The organism is Pseudomonas helleri, from assembly GCF_009600315.1.
Classification (GTDB): Bacteria; Pseudomonadota; Gammaproteobacteria; order Pseudomonadales; family Pseudomonadaceae; genus Aquipseudomonas; species Aquipseudomonas helleri_A.
Window position 1 is genome coordinate 24,936 of the sequence record NZ_WIWC01000017.1, and the last position, 19,421, is coordinate 44,356.

Sequence of the window (19,421 nt, forward strand, 5' to 3'; positions counted from 1 at the left end):
CATCGTCTGAGTCTGTGTCCACTCGTTATGCCGTTTGTTTGGCCGCCTTTGCCTGACGACCCCTGGAGTGTCTGGTTTGATCGTCTTCCGTTATCTATCCCGCGAAGTCATGGTTACCTTGAGTGCAGTCAGTGCTGTACTGCTGGTCATCATCATGAGTGGTCGCTTCATTAAATACCTGGCTCAGGCTGCTTCCGGCGCGCTCGATCCTGGCTCGTTGTTCCTGATCATGGGGTTCCGACTGCCGGGTTTCATGCAACTGATCCTGCCGCTGGGCCTGTTTTTGGGTATTTTGCTGGCGTATGGCCGGTTGTACCTTGAAAGCGAGATGACCGTTTTGTCGGCCACCGGCATGAGCCAGCAGCGTTTGCTGGGCATGACGTTGGTGCCTGCAGCGTTTGTTGCGCTGGTAGTGGCATGGCTGAGCCTGAGTCTGGCCCCGCAAGGTGCCAATCAGTTTCAGTTACTGCTTAACAAGCAAGATGCGCTGACTGAGTTCGATACGCTGGAGCCGGGGCGTTTTCAGTCCCTGAGTGACGGTTCGCGAGTGACTTACACCGAAGAGCTGACCAACGACCGTACCAATCTGTCCGGCGTGTTCATCTCTCAGAAAAATCTCGGTCAGGATGCCAAGGACCGTGGCATTTCGGTGCTGGTGGCTGAAAAAGGCCGTCAGGAAGTGCGTCCGGACGGCAGTCGCTGGCTGGTGCTGGACAACGGTTACCGCTATGACGGGCAGCCGGGGCTGGCCGATTATCGCGCCATTCAATACGACACCTACGGTGTGTTGCTGCCCAAGCCGGACGTCAGTGATGAAGTGACTGACCGCGATGCGATTCCGACCCTGGACCTGATCGGCAATCCCGAGCCGCGCGCCATAGCCGAATTGCAGTGGCGTATATCCTTGCCGTTGCTGGTGTTTGTCGTGACCTTGATCGCGGTGCCGCTGTCGCGGGTGAACCCACGACAGGGTCGATTCCTTAAACTTTTGCCAGCCATCCTGTTGTATATGGGTTACCTGACCATGCTGATTTCGGCGCGTGGCGCCCTTGAAAAAGGCAAGTTATCACCGGTGCTGGGCTTGTGGTGGGTGCATATTCTGTTCCTGGCAATTGGTCTGGGGCTGTTGTATTGGGAGCCGTTACGCTTGAAGTTGGCGAGTCGTCGTAGCGTGAAGGAGATGGCCCGTGGTTAAGCTCGATCGCTACATTGGTAAAAGTGTGTTGTTGGCGATCCTGGCGGTACTGGGGATTATTTTGGGGCTGGCCACGCTGTTTGCGTTCATCGACGAAATGGGCAGCGTCAGTGACACGTACACCGTCATGGATGTCCTGAGTTTTGTTCTGCTCACGGCGCCGCGCCGCATGTACGACATGCTGCCGATGGCAGCCTTGATCGGCTGCCTGATCGGTTTGGGTAGCCTGGCGAGCAACAGTGAATTGACCATCATGCGGGCGGCCGGGGTTTCCATCGGTCGCATCGTTTGGGCGGTCATGAAGCCGATGCTGGTGCTGATGGTGGCCGGTCTGTTGATCGGTGAGTATGTCGCACCGGCTACCGAAACCATGGCGCAGGCCAACCGCGCTCTGGCGCAGGGCGGCGGTGATGCGCAAAGCTCCAAACATGGTTTGTGGCACCGCCAGGGCGATGAGTTCATCCATATCAACGCGGTACAACCCAATGGTGTCCTGCTGGGTGTCACTCGCTATCGCTTTGATAAAGAGCGTCACATGCTGTCGTCCAGCTTCGCCAAAAGAGCGCAGTTCGATCAGGATCACTGGCAGTTGACCGACGTTGCCACCACGGTTTTCCATGATCGCAGCACGGAAGTCGTCAAGGTTCCCGCAGAGCGTTGGGATGTACTGCTGAGCCCGCAGTTGCTCAATACCGTGGTCATGGCGCCTGACGCCCTGTCCATTAGCGGCCTGTGGAGCTATATCCACTACCTCAAGGATCAAGGCCTGAACAACGGTCGTTACTGGCTGGCATTCTGGGTCAAGGTGTTGCAACCCTTGGTCACGGCTGCACTGGTGTTGATGGCGATCTCGTTTATTTTCGGCCCGCTGCGCTCCGTCACACTGGGCCAGCGAGTATTTACCGGGGTGCTGGTCGGTTTTGCGTTCAAGATCGCACAGGACTTGCTGGGCCCCTCCAGTCTGGTGTTTGGTTTCTCGCCATTGTTTGCAGTGCTGCTACCGGCCGCTATCTGCGCCTTGGCGGGGCTGTGGCTGTTGCGTCGAGCGGGTTGATGCGCCGTAATTGAGCCACTCAAAAGCCTCTATCTCACGGTAGGGGCTTTTTTGTCGGTGTCGGTTGGCCAGTGAACGTGACGCTTGGCGCGATCATCAGGTACAATTCCCGGCTATTTTTCGGCGGGCAGTCTGCCTGCGACTTTTTTTGAGTGTTGACCCGTGAGTGATTTGAGTCATATCCGCAATTTCTCCATCATCGCCCACATTGACCATGGCAAGTCGACGCTGGCCGATCGTTTCATCCAGATGTGTGGCGGGCTGAGTGCCCGTGAAATGGAAGCCCAGGTGCTGGACTCCATGGACCTCGAGCGTGAGCGCGGGATCACCATCAAAGCCCACAGCGTTACCTTGTATTACACGGCCAAAGACGGCATTACCTACCAGTTGAACTTCATCGATACCCCGGGCCACGTTGACTTCACTTACGAAGTCAGCCGGTCGCTGGCGGCGTGTGAAGGTGCGTTGCTGGTGGTGGATGCGGGGCAGGGCGTTGAAGCCCAGTCCGTAGCCAACTGCTACACCGCTATCGAGCAGGGCCTTGAGGTCATGCCGGTACTGAACAAGATCGACCTGCCGCAGGCCGATCCTGATCGTGTAAAAGACGAAATCGAAAAAATCATCGGCATCGATGCCACTGATGCCGTGACGTGCAGTGCCAAAACCGGCCTTGGCGTCGACGAAGTGCTCGAACGTCTGGTACACACCATCCCGGCCCCGACCGGCAACTACGAAGATCCGCTGCAAGCGTTGATCATCGATTCCTGGTTCGATAACTACCTGGGCGTTGTGTCTCTGGTTCGCGTGCGCCACGGCCGCGTGAAAAAGGGCGACAAGATTCTGGTCAAATCCACCGGCAAGGTGCATCTGGTCGACAGCGTGGGTGTTTTCAACCCCAAGCACACAGCGACCGTTGACCTCAAAGCCGGTGAAGTGGGCTTTATCATTGCGGGCATCAAGGACATTCACGGCGCGCCAGTGGGCGACACCCTGACCTTGAGCAGCACCCCTGATGTTGACGTTCTGCCGGGCTTTAAACGCATTCAGCCGCAGGTGTATGCCGGTCTGTTCCCGGTCAGCTCCGACGACTTCGAAGATTTCCGTGAAGCGCTGCAAAAGCTCACGCTGAACGATTCGTCGCTGCAATACACCCCGGAAAGCTCCGACGCACTGGGCTTCGGCTTCCGCTGCGGGTTCCTGGGCATGCTGCACATGGAGATCATTCAGGAGCGCCTTGAGCGCGAGTACGACCTGGACCTGATCACCACCGCACCGACCGTTATTTTTGAGCTGTTGCTCAAATCCGGCGAAACGATTTACGTGGATAACCCGTCCAAGCTTCCGGATGTGTCGTCCATTGAAGACATTCGCGAGCCGATCGTGCGCGCCAATATTCTTGTGCCTCAAGAGCACTTGGGTAACGTCATTACCCTGTGTATTGAGAAGCGCGGTGTTCAGCACGACATGCTGTTCCTCGGCACGCAAGTGCAAGTGACTTACGATTTGCCGATGAACGAAGTGGTTCTGGACTTCTTTGACCGTCTCAAATCCACCAGTCGCGGCTATGCTTCGCTGGATTACCACTTCGACCGTTATCAGTCGGCGAATCTGGTCAAGCTCGATGTATTGATCAACGGCGAGAAAGTTGACGCCCTGGCACTGATCGTTCACCGCGACAACGCTCATTACAAAGGGCGCGCGCTGACCGAGAAAATGAAAGAGCTGATTCCGCGTCAGATGTTCGATGTAGCAATTCAGGCTGCAATTGGTGGCCAAATCATTGCGCGCTCGTCTGTTAAAGCGCTCAGAAAAAACGTACTGGCCAAATGCTACGGTGGTGACGTTAGCCGTAAGCGCAAGCTGTTGGAAAAGCAGAAAGCCGGTAAAAAACGCATGAAGCAAGTGGGTAACGTGGAGATTCCACAAGAAGCCTTCCTTGCAGTGCTCAGGTTGGATAGCTAGGTCCTATGTCACTAAATTTCCCGCTGTTGCTGGTCATTGCTGTTGCCGTCTGCGGTTTGCTGGCGCTGCTCGATCTGGTCTTCCTGGCACCTCGCCGGCGTAAGGCCATCGCCCAGTATCAAGCCAGCGTCAAGCCGGCTGATGCGCAGGTTATCGAGAAGCTCAACAAGGAACCGTTGCTGGTTGAATACGGCAAGTCGTTCTTCCCGGTGTTGTTCATCGTGCTGGTGCTGCGTTCGTTTCTGGTTGAGCCGTTCCAGATTCCGTCCGGCTCGATGAAACCGACTCTGGATGTGGGCGACTTCATTTTGGTGAACAAGTTTTCTTACGGTATCCGCTTGCCGGTGATCGACAAGAAAATCATCGAGGTGGGTGATCCGCAACGCGGCGATGTGATGGTGTTCCGCTACCCAAGCGATCCGACCGTCAACTACATCAAGCGTGTAGTCGGCCTGCCGGGCGACAAGATTCGTTACACCAGTGACAAAAAGCTGTACATCAACGACCAGCTGGTTGCCGAGCAACTGGTGGGTAATGAGCCCGGAACATTGGGCAGTGCAGCGCTGTACAAAGAGAAACTGGGCGAAGTCGAGCACATGATCCGCAAGGAAATGAGCCGCTATCGTGCGCCACCTGGCAAGGAGTGGACGGTTCCGGCCGGGCACTACTTTATGATGGGCGACAACCGCGATAACTCGAACGACAGCCGTTATTGGGACGATCCAAACATTCCCAAGAATGAGTTGGGCATGGTTCCTGACGAAAATATCGTCGGCAAGGCCTTCGCTGTCTGGATGAGCTGGCCAGAACCTAAAATGAGCAACCTGCCGAGTTTGTCGCGGGTTGGTCTGATCAAGTAGCCAAGACGGCGCTGTTAATAACAGCGCCGACTGCTTTTCAGGCGAACGAATACGTTCGCAGATCAGTCGGCTCTCAAGATCGCCGTGCCGTTTGCGGCGGGCGATCAACTGTATTCAGGATGTGGATTTGAACAAAGCGTTAAGTGTGACGGCGGCGAACTGCCGGTTCCCGGTCCATTTGCTATGCGATAAGAGAGCATCACTGATCCCTTATATCGGTCCGGTGGTGACATTCGGCCACGAACTCAGCGTGGGTAAATCGTGAGTTTTCCATTAAGTCGTTTAGAGCGTCAGCTCGGTTACACCTTCAAAGACCAGGAACTGATGGTTCTGGCCCTGACACACCGCAGTTTTGCGGGGCGCAATAACGAGCGTCTCGAATTCCTGGGTGATGCCATCCTCAATTTTGTTGCCGGCGAGGCCTTGTTTGACCGCTTCCCGTTGGCCCGTGAAGGCCAGCTGTCGCGTCTGCGTGCCCGTCTGGTCAAAGGCGAAACCCTGGCGGTCCTGGCCCGTGGTTTCGAGTTGGGCGAGTACTTGCGTCTGGGTTCGGGCGAGCTCAAGAGCGGTGGTTTTCGTCGTGAATCGATTTTGGCCGACGCCCTTGAAGCGTTGATCGGCGCCATCTATCTGGACGCGGGCATGGAAGCTGCCCGTGATCGGGTATTGGCGTGGCTGGCCAGCGAATTCGAGACCTTGACACTGGTCGACACCAACAAAGATCCAAAGACCCGTCTGCAGGAGTTCTTGCAGTCGCGTGCCTGTGAGCTGCCACGTTATGAAGTGGTAGATATCCAGGGCGAACCGCATTGCCGCATCTTCTTCGTTGAATGCGAAATTGCCCTATTGAATGAAAAAAGCCGAGGTCAGGGTGTGAGTCGTCGTATTGCCGAACAGGTAGCGGCCGCCGCAGCATTGATTGCCCTTGGCGTGGAGAATGGCCATGAATGATACAACTGCAACACGCTGTGGCTATGTCGCCATTGTTGGTCGACCAAACGTGGGTAAATCCACACTGCTGAACCATATCCTCGGTCAAAAGCTGGCGATTACTTCGCGCAAGCCTCAGACCACCCGCCACAACATGCTGGGCATCAAGACCGAAGGCAATGTGCAAGCGGTGTACGTGGATACCCCCGGTATGCACAAAGGCGGCGAAAAGGCCCTGAACCGCTACATGAACAAAACCGCGTCGGCGGCGTTGAAAGACGTGGACGTGGTGATCTTCGTTGTTGACCGCACCAAGTGGACCGACGAAGACCAGATGGTGCTGGAGCGCGTTCAATACGTGACCGGGCCGTTGATCGTTGCGCTGAACAAGACCGACCGTATTGAAGACAAGGCTGAGCTGATGCCGCACCTGAGCTGGCTTCAGGAGCAACTGCCGAATGCCCAGATCATCCCGATTTCTGCACAGCACGGTCACAACCTTGATGCGCTTGAGCGCGTGATTGCTGATCACTTGCCGGAAAACGAGCACTTCTTCCCGGAAGATCAGATCACCGACCGCAGCAGCCGTTTTCTGGCCGCTGAGCTGGTACGCGAAAAGATCATGCGCCAAATGGGTGCCGAGCTGCCGTATCAGATCACGGTCGAGATCGAAGAATTCAAGCAGCAAGGTAAAACCCTGCACATTCACGCACTGATTCTGGTGGAGCGTGATGGTCAGAAGAAAATCATCATTGGCGACAAGGGCGAGCGTATCAAGCGTATCGGTACCGAAGCGCGCAAGGATATGGAGCTGCTGTTCGACTCCAAGATCATGCTCAATCTGTGGGTGAAAGTGAAAGGCGGCTGGTCTGACGATGAGCGCGCCCTGCGTTCACTGGGTTACGGCGACCTGTAAACCCGCAGCCCCTCACCCCAACCCTCTCCCGGAGGGAGAGGGGGCCGAATGTCGGTGTTTTCGAATCCGCATGCGGTCAGTGCCCTCTCCCTCCGGGAGAGGGCTAGGGTGAGGGTGTTTTTAGCTTCAAGAGATGCATGCCCGCCATGTCCAGTAATCCCCCCATCGCACAGCTCGCCTACGTTCTGCACAGTCGCCCATACCGTGAAACCAGCGCGCTTGTGGATTTCATCACGCCTCAAGGTCGGCTGCGTGCAGTGTTGCGCAGTGCGCGTGGCAAAGCGGGGACGTTGGCTCGGCCTTTTGTCCCGCTCGAAATCGAATTTCGCGGCCGGGGTGAGCTGAAAAACGTGGGCCGTATGGAAAGTGCTGGCATCTCAACCTGGCTCAATGGCGAGGCGCTCTTCAGCGGGTTGTATCTCAACGAGCTATTGATTCGCCTGTTGCCCGCCGAAGATCCCCATCCCGGTCTGTTCGATCACTACGCCGCCACATTGCTGGCGCTGGCCGAAGGGCGGGCGCTGGAACCGTTGTTGCGTGCTTTTGAATGGCGGCTGCTGGACGATATTGGTTACGGCTTCTCTTTGACACAGGACATTCATGGTGAGCCGGTGGCCATTGACGGCATGTACCGCTTGCAAGTGGATGCCGGCCTTGAGCGTATTTACTTGATCCAGCCGGGGTTGTTTCATGGTGCCGAGCTGCATGCAATGGCTCAAACCGATTGGGCCGTACCAGGCGCGTTATCGGCGGCCAAACGCTTGATGCGTCAGGCTTTGGCGGTCCATCTGGCAGGCAAGCCGTTGGCCAGTCGTGAGTTGTTTCGCAAGCCCTGAATAGATCGGTATGCTGTGCGCCGAATCTTCAGCTCTTCAGGAGAGCCTCTGTGACCACAAGCAACCGCATACTTCTCGGCGTCAATATCGATCACGTTGCCACACTGCGTCAGGCACGGGGCACGCGTTACCCTGACCCGGTCAAGGCCGCGCTGGATGCCGAAGAGGCGGGCGCTGACGGTATCACCGTGCATCTGCGCGAGGATCGTCGTCATATCCAGGAGCGCGACGTGCTGCTGCTCAAGGATGTGCTGCAAACCCGCATGAACTTCGAAATGGGCGTGACTGAAGAAATGATGGTGTTTGCCGAGCATATTCGCCCGGCGCACATCTGCCTGGTGCCCGAAACCCGTCAGGAACTCACCACCGAAGGCGGTCTGGATGTGGCGGGTCAAGAAGCACGCATCAAGGCCGCTGTTGAGCGGTTAGCGAAAATTGGCTGTGAGGTGTCGCTGTTTATTGATGCTGACGAGCGCCAGATCGAAGCGTCCCGGCGCGTAGGTGCTCCGGCGATTGAACTGCACACCGGTCGCTATGCCGATGCGCAGACGCCGACTGAAGTGGCTGAAGAGTTACAGCGAGTAGCAGAGGGCGTGGCCTGTGGTCTGGCTCAGGGGTTAATCGTGAATGCCGGTCACGGCCTGCATTACCACAACGTCGAAGCGGTAGCGGCGATCAAGGGCATCAATGAGCTGAACATTGGTCATGCTCTGGTCGCGCACGCCTTGTTCGTGGGTTTCAAATCGGCAGTGGCCGAGATGAAAGCGCTGATACAGGCAGCGGCAAAAGCTTGAAAGTCGCCCAACTCCCGTAGCAGCTGCCGAAGGCTGCGTCCGTGGGCGTAGCCCGCGTAAAATCAGCGAGTGGGATCTGTCAGGCACTCCCAAAACTCTGATTTACGATCGCTGCGCAATCGAACGCAGCCTGCGGCAGCTGCTACGGGGTTGTGTTGAATCTACAGCTGCGGCTCTTCTTTCGGCTTGGTTTTGTCGATGCCGGGAATGTGCAGCTTGCCTTCGGTGACTTCATCACCTTCAAGTTGCGGCTGTGTGGCCCACGTCAGAATGTCGTAGTAACGACGGATGTTGGCCACAAAGTGCACCGGCTCACCGCCACGGGCGTAGCCATAGCGGGTTTTGCTGTACCACTGCTTCTGCGCAAGGCGAGGCAGCATTTTTTTCACATCCAGCCACTTGTTCGGGTTCAGGCCTTCTTTTTTGGCCAGCTTGCGCGCGTCGTCAAGATGCCCGCCGCCTACGTTATAAGCCGCCAGCGCAAACCAGGTACGGTCCGGCTCTTCGATGTCGTCATCGAGCTCGCTCTTGATCTGAGCGATGTATTTAGCCCCGCCCATGATGCTTTGTTTGGCGTCCAGCCGGTTGGACACCCCCATGGCTTGCGCGGTGTTCTGGGTCAGCATCATCAGGCCGCGAACGCCCGTTTTAGAGGTGACAGCAGGTTGCCACAAGGACTCCTGGTAGCCCATGGCAGCTAACAAGCGCCAGTCAATCTGTTCCTTTTTAGCCGCTTCCTTGAAGAATTTTTCGTACTTGGGCAGACGCTCTTGCAGGTGCTGGGCGAAGGTGTAAGCGCCCACGTAGCCCAGCACGTCCACGTGCCCGTAGTAGCGATCCTTCAAACGCTGGAGGGTGCCATTTTTCTGAACCTTGTCGAGGTAGGTGTTGATCTCGTTCAGCAGGCTGTTGTCTTCGCCGGCCATCACCGCCCAACGCTGGCTGCGGGCATCACCCAGGTCAAATGCCACTCGCACATTGGGAAAGTACACCTGATTCATCGCCACTTCGTTGGAGTCGACCAGCGTCAGGTCAATCTGGCCTTCATCGACCATGCGCAGCAAGTCGACGACTTCAACCGCGTCGGACTCTTCATAATCGATACCCGGATACTGCTTTTTGAGCTCAGCGAGCTGCTCTGCGTGGGAGCTGCCTTTAAGGACAGTGATGCGTTTGCCCACAAGGTCTGCCGCCGAGGTGGGGCGCGACTGACCGTTGCGATAGATGATTTGCGGGGTGACTTCGAGGTAAGGATGGGAGAACTTGGCTTGCTGCAGGCGTTTCTCGCTGCTGACCAGTCCGGCAGCAGCCAGAGCCGGGCCGTCAGGTTGGCCCAGTTTGGTGAACATGTCGTCCAGGTTGTCAGCTGTTTCGATCTTGAGTTCGACGCCCAGATCATCGGCAAAGCGCTTTACCAGCTCATATTCAAAGCCGGTTTCGCCGTTGCGGTCTTCAAAATAAGTGGCCGGGCTGTTACGGGTAATGACCCGCAGTACCCCGTCCTCCTTTATGCGCTCAAGGGTGCTGGGTTTTTCAACGCAGGCACCGAGCATCAGGAAGAGTCCGGTTGCGATTAGCCATTTGGCGCAGCGCGGGCGGATTTCGGTTAGAGAAAACATTCGCGCAGTATACGCAAAGCAGCGCGGGTGCCATATCTCGACAATGTGTGGTCATTCTGATAATAACCGGGGAAACAGCCCAAACCCCCGTGTAATGGGGGTGAAGCTCGGCTTTAAAGAGCTGAATACTCCATGCCGGAGAGCTCTGATAGCCATAAAGAATAAGGCCTTGGTCGGTTAGTGACGCCCGGTGTGCGTCAGCTGTGCCGTTTCGGGTGCCGTTGGCGATGGTTTACGCTAGAATGCCGGGCCTCAAAGCATACCCCTCCCGAGGCTGTCCCGAAGATGTTGATCCTGCGCGGCGCTCCTGCCCTTTCTGCCTTTCGCCACAGCAAACTGCTTGCACAACTGAACCTAAAGGTTCCGTCTGTTACTGGTTTGTATGCTGAATTCGCCCACTTTGCCGATGTCACCGGTGAACTGACCAGCGATGAACAACAGGTCCTGGCTCGTCTTTTGAAGTACGGCCCAAGTGTGCCGGTTCAAGAGCCAAACGGTCGGCTGTTTCTGGTGTTACCGCGGTTTGGCACTATTTCCCCTTGGTCGAGTAAGGCCAGCGACATTGCCCGTAACTGTGGTCTGGCGAAAATCCAGCGCCTGGAACGTGGTATTGCTTTCTATGTGGCGGGTCAATTCAGCGAGGCTGAAGCCGAGCTGATAGCAAGCGCACTGCATGACCGCATGACGCAAATCGTGTTGGGCAATCTTGAGCAGGCTGGCGGTCTGTTCAGCCATGCCGAACCGAAACCGCTGACCGCCATTGATGTGTTGGGTGGCGGGCGCGCCGCGCTGGAAAAAGCCAACGTCGAGCTGGGCCTGGCTTTGGCAGAAGACGAAATCGACTATCTGGTCACTGCCTTCAACGGTTTGGGTCGTAATCCTCACGACATCGAACTGATGATGTTTGCCCAGGCCAACTCCGAGCATTGCCGCCACAAGATCTTCAACGCCAGTTGGGACATTGACGGTCAAAGTCAGGAAAAAAGCCTGTTTGGCATGATCAAGAACACCTACGTGATGCACAGTGAAGGCGTTCTGTCGGCTTATAAAGACAACGCCTCGGTGATTGTCGGCAGTGTAGCGGGGCGTTTCTTCCCCAACCCGGATACCCGCCAGTACGGTGCGGTGCAAGAACCCGTGCATATCCTGATGAAAGTCGAGACGCACAACCACCCGACCGCCATTGCCCCGTTTCCGGGTGCAGCGACAGGTTCGGGCGGCGAGATTCGCGACGAGGGCGCAACCGGTCGTGGCGCCAAGCCAAAGGCGGGTCTGACCGGTTTTACCGTGTCCAACCTGCAAATTCCGGGCTTCGAACAGCCGTGGGAAGTACCTTACGGCAAGCCTGAGCGCATCGTGACTGCGCTGGACATCATGATCGAAGGCCCACTGGGCGGCGCTGCATTCAACAACGAATTCGGTCGTCCTGCGCTGACCGGCTACTTCCGTACGTTTGAGCAGTCCATCACCACGCCGCACGGTGATGAAGTGCGCGGTTACCACAAGCCGATCATGTTGGCGGGCGGTATGGGCAACATCCGCGCCGAACACGTCCAGAAAGCCGAAATTACTGTGGGCTCCAAGCTGATCGTACTGGGCGGCCCGGCCATGCTGATCGGTCTGGGCGGCGGTGCTGCTTCTTCCATGGCCACCGGCGCAAGCTCGGCTGACCTGGATTTCGCTTCGGTACAGCGTGAAAACCCGGAAATGGAGCGCCGCTGTCAGGAAGTTATCGACCGTTGCTGGCAGTTGGGCGACAAAAACCCGATCAGCTTTATCCACGACGTGGGCGCGGGTGGCCTGTCCAATGCCTTCCCGGAGCTGGTCAATGACGGCGACCGCGGTGGCCGCTTTGAACTGCGCAACATTCCAAACGACGAGCCGGGCATGGCCCCGCACGAAATCTGGAGCAACGAATCCCAGGAACGTTACGTGCTGGCCGTGGGCGTTGAAGATTTTGCCCGCTTCCAGGCCATCTGCGAGCGCGAGCGCTGCCCGTATGCGGTAGTCGGTGAAGCCACGGCTGAGCCGCAACTGACCGTAACCGACAGCCATTTCGGTAACAATCCGGTCGACATGCCGCTGGAAGTACTGCTGGGCAAGGCGCCACGCATGCACCGTTCGGCCGTTCGCGAGCAAGAGCTGGGCGACGATTTCGACCCGGCTGAGCTGAACATCGCTGAATGTGTCGAGCGCGTTCTGCATCACCCGGCGGTGGCCAGCAAAAGCTTCCTGATCACCATTGGCGACCGCACCATCACTGGTCTCGTGGCCCGCGATCAAATGGTTGGCCCGTGGCAGGTGCCGGTGGCTGACGTTGCCGTGACGGCGACCAGTTTTGACGTGTACACCGGTGAAGCCATGGCAATGGGCGAGCGTACGCCGTTGGCGCTGCTGGATGCTCCGGCCTCGGGCCGTATGGCCATTGGCGAAACCCTGACCAACATCGCCGCTTCGCGCATTGGCAAGATTTCTGACATTAAAATGTCCGCCAACTGGATGTCCGCTGCCGGTCATCCGGGTGAAGACGCCCGTTTGTACGACACGGTCAAAGCCGTTGGCATGGAACTGTGCCCGGAACTGGGCATCACCATTCCTGTGGGCAAAGACTCGATGTCGATGCAAACCCGCTGGAACGAAGACGGCACTGAAAAGAGTGTCACTTCACCGATGTCGTTGATCGTCACCGGCTTCTCGCCTGTGCTCGATATTCGCCAGACCCTGACCCCGGAACTGCGCATGGATAAAGGTCAAACCGACCTGATCCTGATCGACCTGGGCCGTGGCCAAAACCGCATGGGCGCTTCGATTCTGGCCCAGACGTATGGCAAGTTGGGCAAGCAGGCTCCGGATGTTGACGATGCAGAAGACCTCAAGGCCTTCTTCGCTGTGATTCAGGGGTTGAATGCTGACGGTCATCTGCTGGCCTACCATGACCGTTCCGACGGTGGCTTGCTGACCAGCGTGATGGAAATGGCGTTTGCCGGTCACTGCGGTCTGAACCTGAACCTGGATTGCCTGACCGAGAACGTCAGTGAAATCCCGGCCATCCTGTTCAACGAAGAACTGGGTGCCGTGATTCAAGTGCGTCATGACGCAACCCCGGATGTGTTGACCCAGTTCAGCGTTGCCGGTTTGGGTGAGTGCGTAGCCGTGATTGGCCAGCCGTTGAACAACAGCGAAATCAACATCAGCTTGAACGGTGAGACCGTTTTTGCAGGTCAGCGCGGCGCCTTGCAGCGTCAGTGGGCCGAGACCAGCTACCAGATCCAGCGTCTGCGTGATAACGCCGAATGCGCAGATCAAGAGTTCGATGTGCTGCTGGAAGAAGACAATCCGGGCCTGACCGTCAAGCTGGGCTTTGACGTCAATGACAACATCAGCGCGCCGTACATCAAGAAAGGCATTCGCCCTCAAGTGGCGGTGCTGCGTGAGCAGGGTGTGAACGGGCAGGTTGAAATGGCGGCGGCGTTCGACCGTGCCGGTTTCAATGCCATCGACGTTCACATGAGCGACATTTTGGCAGGCCGTGTTGACCTGAACGAGTTCAAAGGTTTGGTTGCCTGCGGTGGTTTCTCCTACGGCGACGTACTGGGGGCCGGTGAAGGCTGGGCCAAGTCGGCCTTGTTCAACACCCGGGCACGTGATGCGTTCCAGAGCTTCTTCGAGCGTACCGACAGTTTCTCCCTGGGTGTGTGCAACGGTTGCCAGATGATGTCCAACCTGAGCGAACTGATTCCGGGCAGCGAGCTGTGGCCACACTTTGTGCGCAACCGCTCCGAGCAGTTCGAAGCCCGTGTAGCGATGGTTCAAGTGCAAGAATCGAACTCGATCTTCCTGCAAGGCATGGCCGGTTCGCGCATGCCAATCGCCATTGCCCACGGTGAAGGTCATGCCGAGTTCGCCAGCGAAGAAGCCATGCTGCAAGCGGATCTGTCCGGTTCAGTGGCACTGCGCTTCGTCGACAACCACGGCAAAGTGACAGAAAACTACCCGGCCAACCCTAACGGTTCGCCGCGCGGGATTACCGGTCTCACCAGCCGTGACGGCCGTGTGACCATCATGATGCCGCACCCGGAGCGTGTATTCCGCGCCGTGCAGAACTCGTGGCGTCCTGAGGAGTGGAACGAAGATGCTCCGTGGATGCGCATGTTCCGTAACGCCCGTGCCTGGGTGAATTAATAGCCATGTACAAGCTCAGCTTTTTTGTTCCGCCCAGCCATGTGGATGGTGTGAAAGATGCCGTATTCGCCGCCGGTGGCGGTCGAATCGGCAACTACGACCACTGCGCCTGGCAAACCATGGGTCAGGGCCAGTTTCGTGCGCTGGACGGCAGTCAGCCGTTTATCGGGCAAACCGGTCAGGTCGAATACGTGGGGGAATGGAAGGTTGAGCTGGTCGTTGCCGATGATCTAATTCAGGCGGTGGTGGCTGCGCTCAAGCTCAGTCATCCGTATGAAACGCCTGCGTATGAGGTGGTACAGCTGGCTGATTACTAGTCAGGTGCCCATTAAAAAAACCCGCTGAACCGGTAACGGTCAGCGGGTTTTTTATTGCCGGATCGAGAGGCGTTAAGGGCGTATCTCAACCATGGTGCCGTCTTTGACCAGGTTCCAGACTTCGCGCATTTCGCTGTTTTTCATGGCAATACAGCCGTCAGTCCAATCCAGAGTATGAAACAGGGATTCTGGATTTTCTTCGGTGTCCGGCGTGCCGTGGATCATGATCATTCCACCGGGATTCAGGCCGTCGCGTCTCGCGGTCGCGGCGTCACTGACATTGGGGTAGTCAATGTGCATCGCCAGGTTGAACTTGTCGCTTATTTTACGCCAGTCAACCCAGTAAATGCCTTCAGGCGTGCGCTTGTCGCCCTCGCGCAATTTGTGGCCCTTGGGTTGTTTGCCCAATGAAATGCGATAGGTCTTGATGGCCCGACCATTCTGAATCAGCTGCAATTTACGCGCGGATTTGAGTACCAGAATCTTTTCGACGCTCGTGCTGATCGTTTCGGGCAGCGGCGCGAGCTTCGGTTTTAGCACTTCATATTTATTGACGGGTTTGCCGTTAACGGTGACGACAACAGCAGCTTGGCAGATAACGGCAAATGACAAGCAAAGGGCAGCAAGCAACCAGCGCATTGGAGCGGTATCCCTGATGGGTGACGGACAATATTATTGTTTGGGGGTGACCAGGCCGGCCAGAGGCGGTACGGCCTCACTGCGCACGGGATAAGCGTTCCCGTGGCGATCGGAAAAAAAGCATTCTAAGGTACGGCTGACCGTGCGGAAAGCCAGCTCAGACCAAGGGATATCTGCTTCATCGAAAAGGCGAACGTCCAGGCTTTCTTCGCCTGCGGCAAAGTCGGGGCTTTGCAGTTCGGCCCGGTAGAAAATATGCACCTGATTGATATGCGGCACATCGATCAGGGTATAGATGTTCAAGTTGGTGACTTCGGCACAGGCTTCTTCGCGGGTTTCGCGGCGGGCGGCTTGTTCGACGGTTTCGCCGTTTTCCATAAATCCGGCTGGCAGCGTCCAGTAACCCTTGCGCGGCTCGATGGCGCGCCGGCACAGCAGCACCTGTCTGCCCCAGGTCGGCAGGCAACCGGCGACAATATTGGGGTTCTGATAATGAACGGTCTGGCACTGTTGGCAGACGTAGCGCAGGCGTGAATCGCCTGGCGGAATGTGTTGGCTGACAGAATGACCGCACTGGCTGCAAAATTTCATGCTGGGATCTCGGAGGCGTCCCCTATCTTGGGGGGTATTGCGGGGTAACGGCAAGCTTCGCTTGTCAGCCTGCGACAGCGTGGGGCTTGGGTGCTGCGACTGAATTGGTGCATGATGCCCGATAAGTGACGGATCGAGATGACCTATGCTGGACGAGCTACTTAGCCGAGTGAGTCGTTACACACCAAGGACGCTGGAAACAGATCGCCATTTCCCCGAGGCGGCGGTGCTGTTGCCGGTGACGCGAAGCGCCGAGCCTGAATTGATTTTGACCCTGCGCGCCAGCGGGCTGTCGACTCACGGCGGTGAAGTGGCGTTTCCCGGCGGGCGTCGTGACCCCGAAGACCCTGACCTGGTGTTCACCGCCCTGCGTGAAGCCGAAGAAGAAATTGGCCTGCCGCCGGGTTTAGTCGAAGTGATCGGCCCGCTCAGTCCTCTGGTGTCACTGCACGGCATACGCGTTACGCCGTATGTTGGTTTGGTGCCTGACTACGTTGAGTACGTGGCAAATGACGCCGAAATTGCCGCAGTTTTCAGTGTTCCTTTGAATTTTTTTCGTGAAGACCCGCGTGAACATACGCACCGGATTGATTATCAGGGGCGCAGTTGGTATGTGCCCAGCTACCGTTTTGGCGTTTACAAAATATGGGGGCTGACGGCGATCATGATTGTAGAGCTGATGAACCTGCTGTACGACGACGTGAATATCTGCCTGCACACCCCGCCGCAACGGTTTATCAATATCTAGAGCTGTCAGAACACAGCCGCGCCTGCCTTGAGGACACATGCATGAAATATCGCCTGGGTGATTCACTCGTTGAAACGCACCCTGACAGTTGGGTTGCTCCCACCGCCGTGTTGATCGGCAAAGTGCGCCTGGAGGAGGGCGCCAGTGTGTGGTTTAACACGGTGTTGCGCGGTGATAACGAGCTGATCTTGATCGGCAGGCACAGCAACGTGCAGGACGGTGCGGTGATGCACACGGACATGGGCTACCCGTTAACGCTCGGGACAGGCGTGACCATTGGCCACAAAGCCATGTTGCACGGCTGCACGGTCGATGATTACAGCCTGATCGGTATCAATGCGGTGATCCTCAACGGTGCGCGAATCGGCAAGCACTGCATCATTGGTGCTAACTCCCTGATCGGCGAAGGCAAGGTTATTCCCGATGGCTCGCTGGTCATGGGTTCACCGGGCAAAGTGGTGCGCGAACTGACCGAAGCGCAGAAGCTCAAGCTGGAGGCCAGTGCGGCCAACTACGTCAAGAATGGCCAGCGTTATGCCCGTGACCTTGAGGTGCAGAGCGATGACTGAGGTAGAGCGTCCGGTTGCCTCGCCTTGCGTCAATATCTGTGCGCTGGATGACGATGATCTGTGCACGGGATGCCAGCGTACGGTGGCTGAAATCACCCGCTGGAGCCGCATGACCAATGAGGAGCGTCGCGAGGTACTGGTGATGTGCCATGAGCGGGCGAAGTCCAGTGGTGTAGTGTGGATGTTGGGTTCTTAAACCTGAGAGCGCCCTCACCCTAACCCTCTCCCAAAGGGAGAGGGGACTAAAAGCGCTTGGGGTGAGGGGCTCTTGGCCTTGCCCGCCCCCTCAAGTACCCTGTGCGCCTTATTCAGAGGTGTCACCCGCTGCCATGCTGTTTCTTATCGCTTATATCGCCAGCGTCGTGCTGATCAACTACGCCTTCTCTTCGGCGCCCGACCTGGACATCATCTGGTCAGCCTGGGGCGGGCTGGTGTTTGTGCTGCGCGACATGGTGCAAACCCGCTTTGGCCACGGTGCATTGCTGGCCATGCTGGCGGCGCTGGTGCTGTCTTACATCACCTCCGACCCCTCGATTGCGTTAGCCAGCGCCACCGCCTTTGCGGTGTCCGAATGCATCGACTGGCTGGTGTTCAGTATCACCAAACGACCGCTGCATGACCGTCTGTGGATCAGCTCGGCGCTAAGTATTCCGATTGATACCTTTATATTTTTTGGCATGATCGACGCCTTTACGCCGGGCGTGATTATTACCGCCATGGCCTCTAAATTTGCCGGTGTGACCTGTGTGTGGCTGGCGATGGCCTGGCGTTTGCGCAAAGCCGCAGCTCAGTAAGGCCTGAGCGCCCGGATCATGTAAAATGCCGGCCTTTCTTCCCAGCAGGCGCAAGCGTTGCGAGCGCCTTCGATGATTTGCTTCCTTGAGGACCTGAAATGACCCGTATCGGAACTCCATTGTCGCCGACCGCGACCCGTGTATTGCTGTGTGGCTGCGGCGAGCTGGGCAAAGAAGTCGTCATCGAATTGCAGCGTTTGGGCGTTGAAGTGATTGCCGTTGATCGCTATGAAAACGCACCGGCCATGCAGGTTGCGCATCGCAGCCATGTGATCAACATGCTCGACGGCGCTGCGTTGCGGGCCGTGATTGAGCTGGAAAAGCCGCATTTCATCGTGCCGGAAATCGAAGCCATCGCCACGGCTACGCTGCTTGAGTTGGAAGCCGAAGGCTTCACCGTGATCCCGACCGCACGCGCCACCTCGCTGACCATGAACCGCGAAGGCATTCGTCGTCTGGCAGCAGAAGAGCTGGACTTGCCGACCTCGCCTTACCATTTTGCCGACACCTTCGAGGACTACAGCAGCGCTGTGCAAGACTTGGGTTTCCCATGTGTGGTCAAACCAGTCATGAGTTCGTCAGGCAAAGGCCAGAGCCTGCTGCGTACGGCTGATGATGTAAAGGCAGCTTGGGACTACGCACAAGAAGGCGGTCGCGCAGGTAAAGGCCGGGTCATCGTTGAAGGCTTTATCGACTTTGACTACGAGATCACCTTGCTCACCGTGCGCCATGTCGGTGGCACCACGTTCTGTGCTCCGGTCGGTCATCGTCAAGAGAAGGGCGACTATCAAGAGTCCTGGCAGCCTCAGGCCATGAGCCCGGTTGCACTGGCTGAATCCGAGCGCGTCGCCAAGGCCGTCACCGAAGCGCTGGGTGGTCGCGGTTTGTTTGGCGTTGAACTGTTTATCAAAGGCGATCAAGTGTGGTTCAGCGAAGTGTCGCCGCGCCCTCATGACACAGGTCTGGTGACGCTGATTTCACAGGATCTTTCGCAGTTCGCACTGCATGCGCGGGCCATTCTGGGGCTGCCGATTCCGCTGATTCGCCAGTTCGGCCCGTCGGCCTCGGCCGTTATTCTGGTCGAAGGTCAATCCACTCAAACGGCCTTCGCTAATCTGGAAAAAGCCTTGAGCGAGCCAGACACGGCTTTGCGCCTGTTCGGCAAGCCAGAAGTGAATGGCCAGCGCCGTATGGGCGTCGCGCTGGCGCGTGATGAGTCGATTGAAGCGGCCCGTGCCAAAGCGACTCGTGCTGCCCAAGCCGTCGTCGTAGAGCTGTAATTCCTGCGCAACCTACTCCCGTAGCAGCTGCCGAAGGCTGCGTCCGGCGACGCAGTCGTCGTAAAGTCAGAATTTGCGGTAACTAGATAAACCGCATTCTGAGGTTTTACGATTGCTTCGCAATCGGACGCCGCC

At 57.2% G+C, this 19,421-nt stretch carries 18 protein-coding genes; 15 read left to right on the forward strand and 3 right to left on the reverse strand.

Going from position 1 to position 19,421, the window contains the following annotated elements; genetic code table 11:
- The first annotated feature begins 76 nt into the window (after nucleotides 1-76).
- From lptF to pdxJ, 8 genes are all read left to right on the forward strand, one after another.
- Nucleotides 77-1,195: an LPS export ABC transporter permease LptF gene (gene lptF / locus GHN86_RS12280; protein WP_153379788.1), complete on the forward strand. Its 1,119-nt coding sequence runs from the start codon at nucleotides 77-79 to the stop codon at nucleotides 1,193-1,195.
- Nucleotides 1,188-2,249, forward strand: coding sequence for an LPS export ABC transporter permease LptG (gene lptG, locus GHN86_RS12285; protein ID WP_122782500.1), 1,062 nt, complete (start codon nucleotides 1,188-1,190; stop codon nucleotides 2,247-2,249). Before lptF ends, lptG begins: the two co-directional genes overlap by 8 nt.
- Nucleotides 2,250-2,411: 162 nt before the next feature.
- On the forward strand, nucleotides 2,412-4,211 hold the full coding sequence (gene lepA / locus GHN86_RS12290) for a translation elongation factor 4 (RefSeq protein ID WP_323369390.1): 1,800 nt from the start codon (nucleotides 2,412-2,414) through the stop codon (nucleotides 4,209-4,211).
- Nucleotides 4,212-4,216: 5 nt separating this feature from the next.
- On the forward strand, nucleotides 4,217-5,071 hold the full coding sequence (gene lepB / locus GHN86_RS12295) for a signal peptidase I (protein ID WP_153379732.1): 855 nt from the start codon (nucleotides 4,217-4,219) through the stop codon (nucleotides 5,069-5,071).
- A 261-nt stretch (nucleotides 5,072-5,332) separates the two neighbouring features.
- Nucleotides 5,333-6,022 (forward strand): ribonuclease III, encoded by a 690-nt coding sequence (gene rnc, locus GHN86_RS12300; RefSeq protein WP_122782497.1) that lies wholly within the window; start codon nucleotides 5,333-5,335, stop codon nucleotides 6,020-6,022.
- The gene (era, locus tag GHN86_RS12305) at nucleotides 6,015-6,917 is read left to right on the forward strand and encodes a GTPase Era (RefSeq protein ID WP_153379730.1); all 903 of its coding nucleotides are present in this window, start codon (nucleotides 6,015-6,017) and stop codon (nucleotides 6,915-6,917) included. The genes rnc and era overlap by 8 nt, the downstream gene beginning before the upstream one ends.
- Nucleotides 6,918-7,063: 146 nt before the next feature.
- Complete coding sequence (recO, locus tag GHN86_RS12310) at nucleotides 7,064-7,753, forward strand: DNA repair protein RecO (protein WP_153386666.1); 690 nt, start codon at nucleotides 7,064-7,066, stop codon at nucleotides 7,751-7,753.
- A 50-nt stretch (nucleotides 7,754-7,803) separates the two neighbouring features.
- Nucleotides 7,804-8,547: a pyridoxine 5'-phosphate synthase gene (gene pdxJ, locus GHN86_RS12315; protein WP_323369388.1), complete on the forward strand. Its 744-nt coding sequence runs from the start codon at nucleotides 7,804-7,806 to the stop codon at nucleotides 8,545-8,547.
- 161 nt (nucleotides 8,548-8,708) lie between these two features.
- Here pdxJ and mltF read toward each other — a convergent pair whose 3' ends face one another.
- Nucleotides 8,709-10,166: a membrane-bound lytic murein transglycosylase MltF gene (gene mltF, locus GHN86_RS12320; RefSeq protein WP_153379725.1), complete on the reverse strand. Its 1,458-nt coding sequence runs from the start codon at nucleotides 10,164-10,166 to the stop codon at nucleotides 8,709-8,711.
- Nucleotides 10,167-10,451: 285 nt separating this feature from the next.
- Between mltF and purL the strand changes: the two genes are divergently transcribed.
- Together purL and GHN86_RS12330 are read left to right on the forward strand one after the other, a co-directional pair.
- A complete protein-coding gene (gene purL, locus GHN86_RS12325) occupies nucleotides 10,452-14,348 on the forward strand; it encodes a phosphoribosylformylglycinamidine synthase (protein ID WP_153386668.1) in 3,897 nt (1,298 codons plus the stop codon).
- 5 nt (nucleotides 14,349-14,353) lie between these two features.
- Entirely contained in the window at nucleotides 14,354-14,665 is a 312-nt protein-coding gene (locus GHN86_RS12330; protein ID WP_153379721.1) for a YqfO family protein, read from the forward strand.
- A gap of 72 nt (nucleotides 14,666-14,737) precedes the next feature.
- On the opposite strand, the gene GHN86_RS12335 is transcribed toward GHN86_RS12330, so the two are convergent.
- A complete protein-coding gene (locus GHN86_RS12335; protein WP_153379719.1) occupies nucleotides 14,738-15,304 on the reverse strand; it encodes a L,D-transpeptidase family protein in 567 nt (188 codons plus the stop codon).
- Between the two features lie 33 nt (nucleotides 15,305-15,337).
- Complete coding sequence (locus GHN86_RS12340) at nucleotides 15,338-15,895, reverse strand: NUDIX hydrolase (RefSeq protein ID WP_153379717.1); 558 nt, start codon at nucleotides 15,893-15,895, stop codon at nucleotides 15,338-15,340.
- Between the two features lie 145 nt (nucleotides 15,896-16,040).
- Here GHN86_RS12340 and GHN86_RS12345 point away from each other — a divergent pair, with 145 nt between their 5' ends.
- The 5 genes from GHN86_RS12345 to purT all read left to right on the forward strand — a co-directional run bounded on the left by GHN86_RS12345 (nucleotide 16,041) and on the right by purT (nucleotide 19,286).
- Nucleotides 16,041-16,643, forward strand: a complete 603-nt coding sequence (locus GHN86_RS12345; protein ID WP_153379715.1) for a CoA pyrophosphatase — start codon at nucleotides 16,041-16,043, stop codon at nucleotides 16,641-16,643.
- Between the two features lie 41 nt (nucleotides 16,644-16,684).
- Nucleotides 16,685-17,212: a gamma carbonic anhydrase family protein gene (locus GHN86_RS12350; RefSeq protein WP_153379713.1), complete on the forward strand. Its 528-nt coding sequence runs from the start codon at nucleotides 16,685-16,687 to the stop codon at nucleotides 17,210-17,212.
- Nucleotides 17,205-17,408, forward strand: a complete 204-nt coding sequence (locus GHN86_RS12355) for a DUF1289 domain-containing protein (protein WP_153379711.1) — start codon at nucleotides 17,205-17,207, stop codon at nucleotides 17,406-17,408. The genes GHN86_RS12350 and GHN86_RS12355 overlap by 8 nt, the downstream gene beginning before the upstream one ends.
- A gap of 133 nt (nucleotides 17,409-17,541) precedes the next feature.
- Nucleotides 17,542-18,006, forward strand: a complete 465-nt coding sequence (locus GHN86_RS12360; protein ID WP_153379709.1) for a VUT family protein — start codon at nucleotides 17,542-17,544, stop codon at nucleotides 18,004-18,006.
- Between the two features lie 98 nt (nucleotides 18,007-18,104).
- Entirely contained in the window at nucleotides 18,105-19,286 is a 1,182-nt protein-coding gene (purT, locus tag GHN86_RS12365; protein ID WP_153379707.1) for a formate-dependent phosphoribosylglycinamide formyltransferase, read from the forward strand.
- The last annotated feature ends 135 nt before the right edge of the window (nucleotides 19,287-19,421 follow it).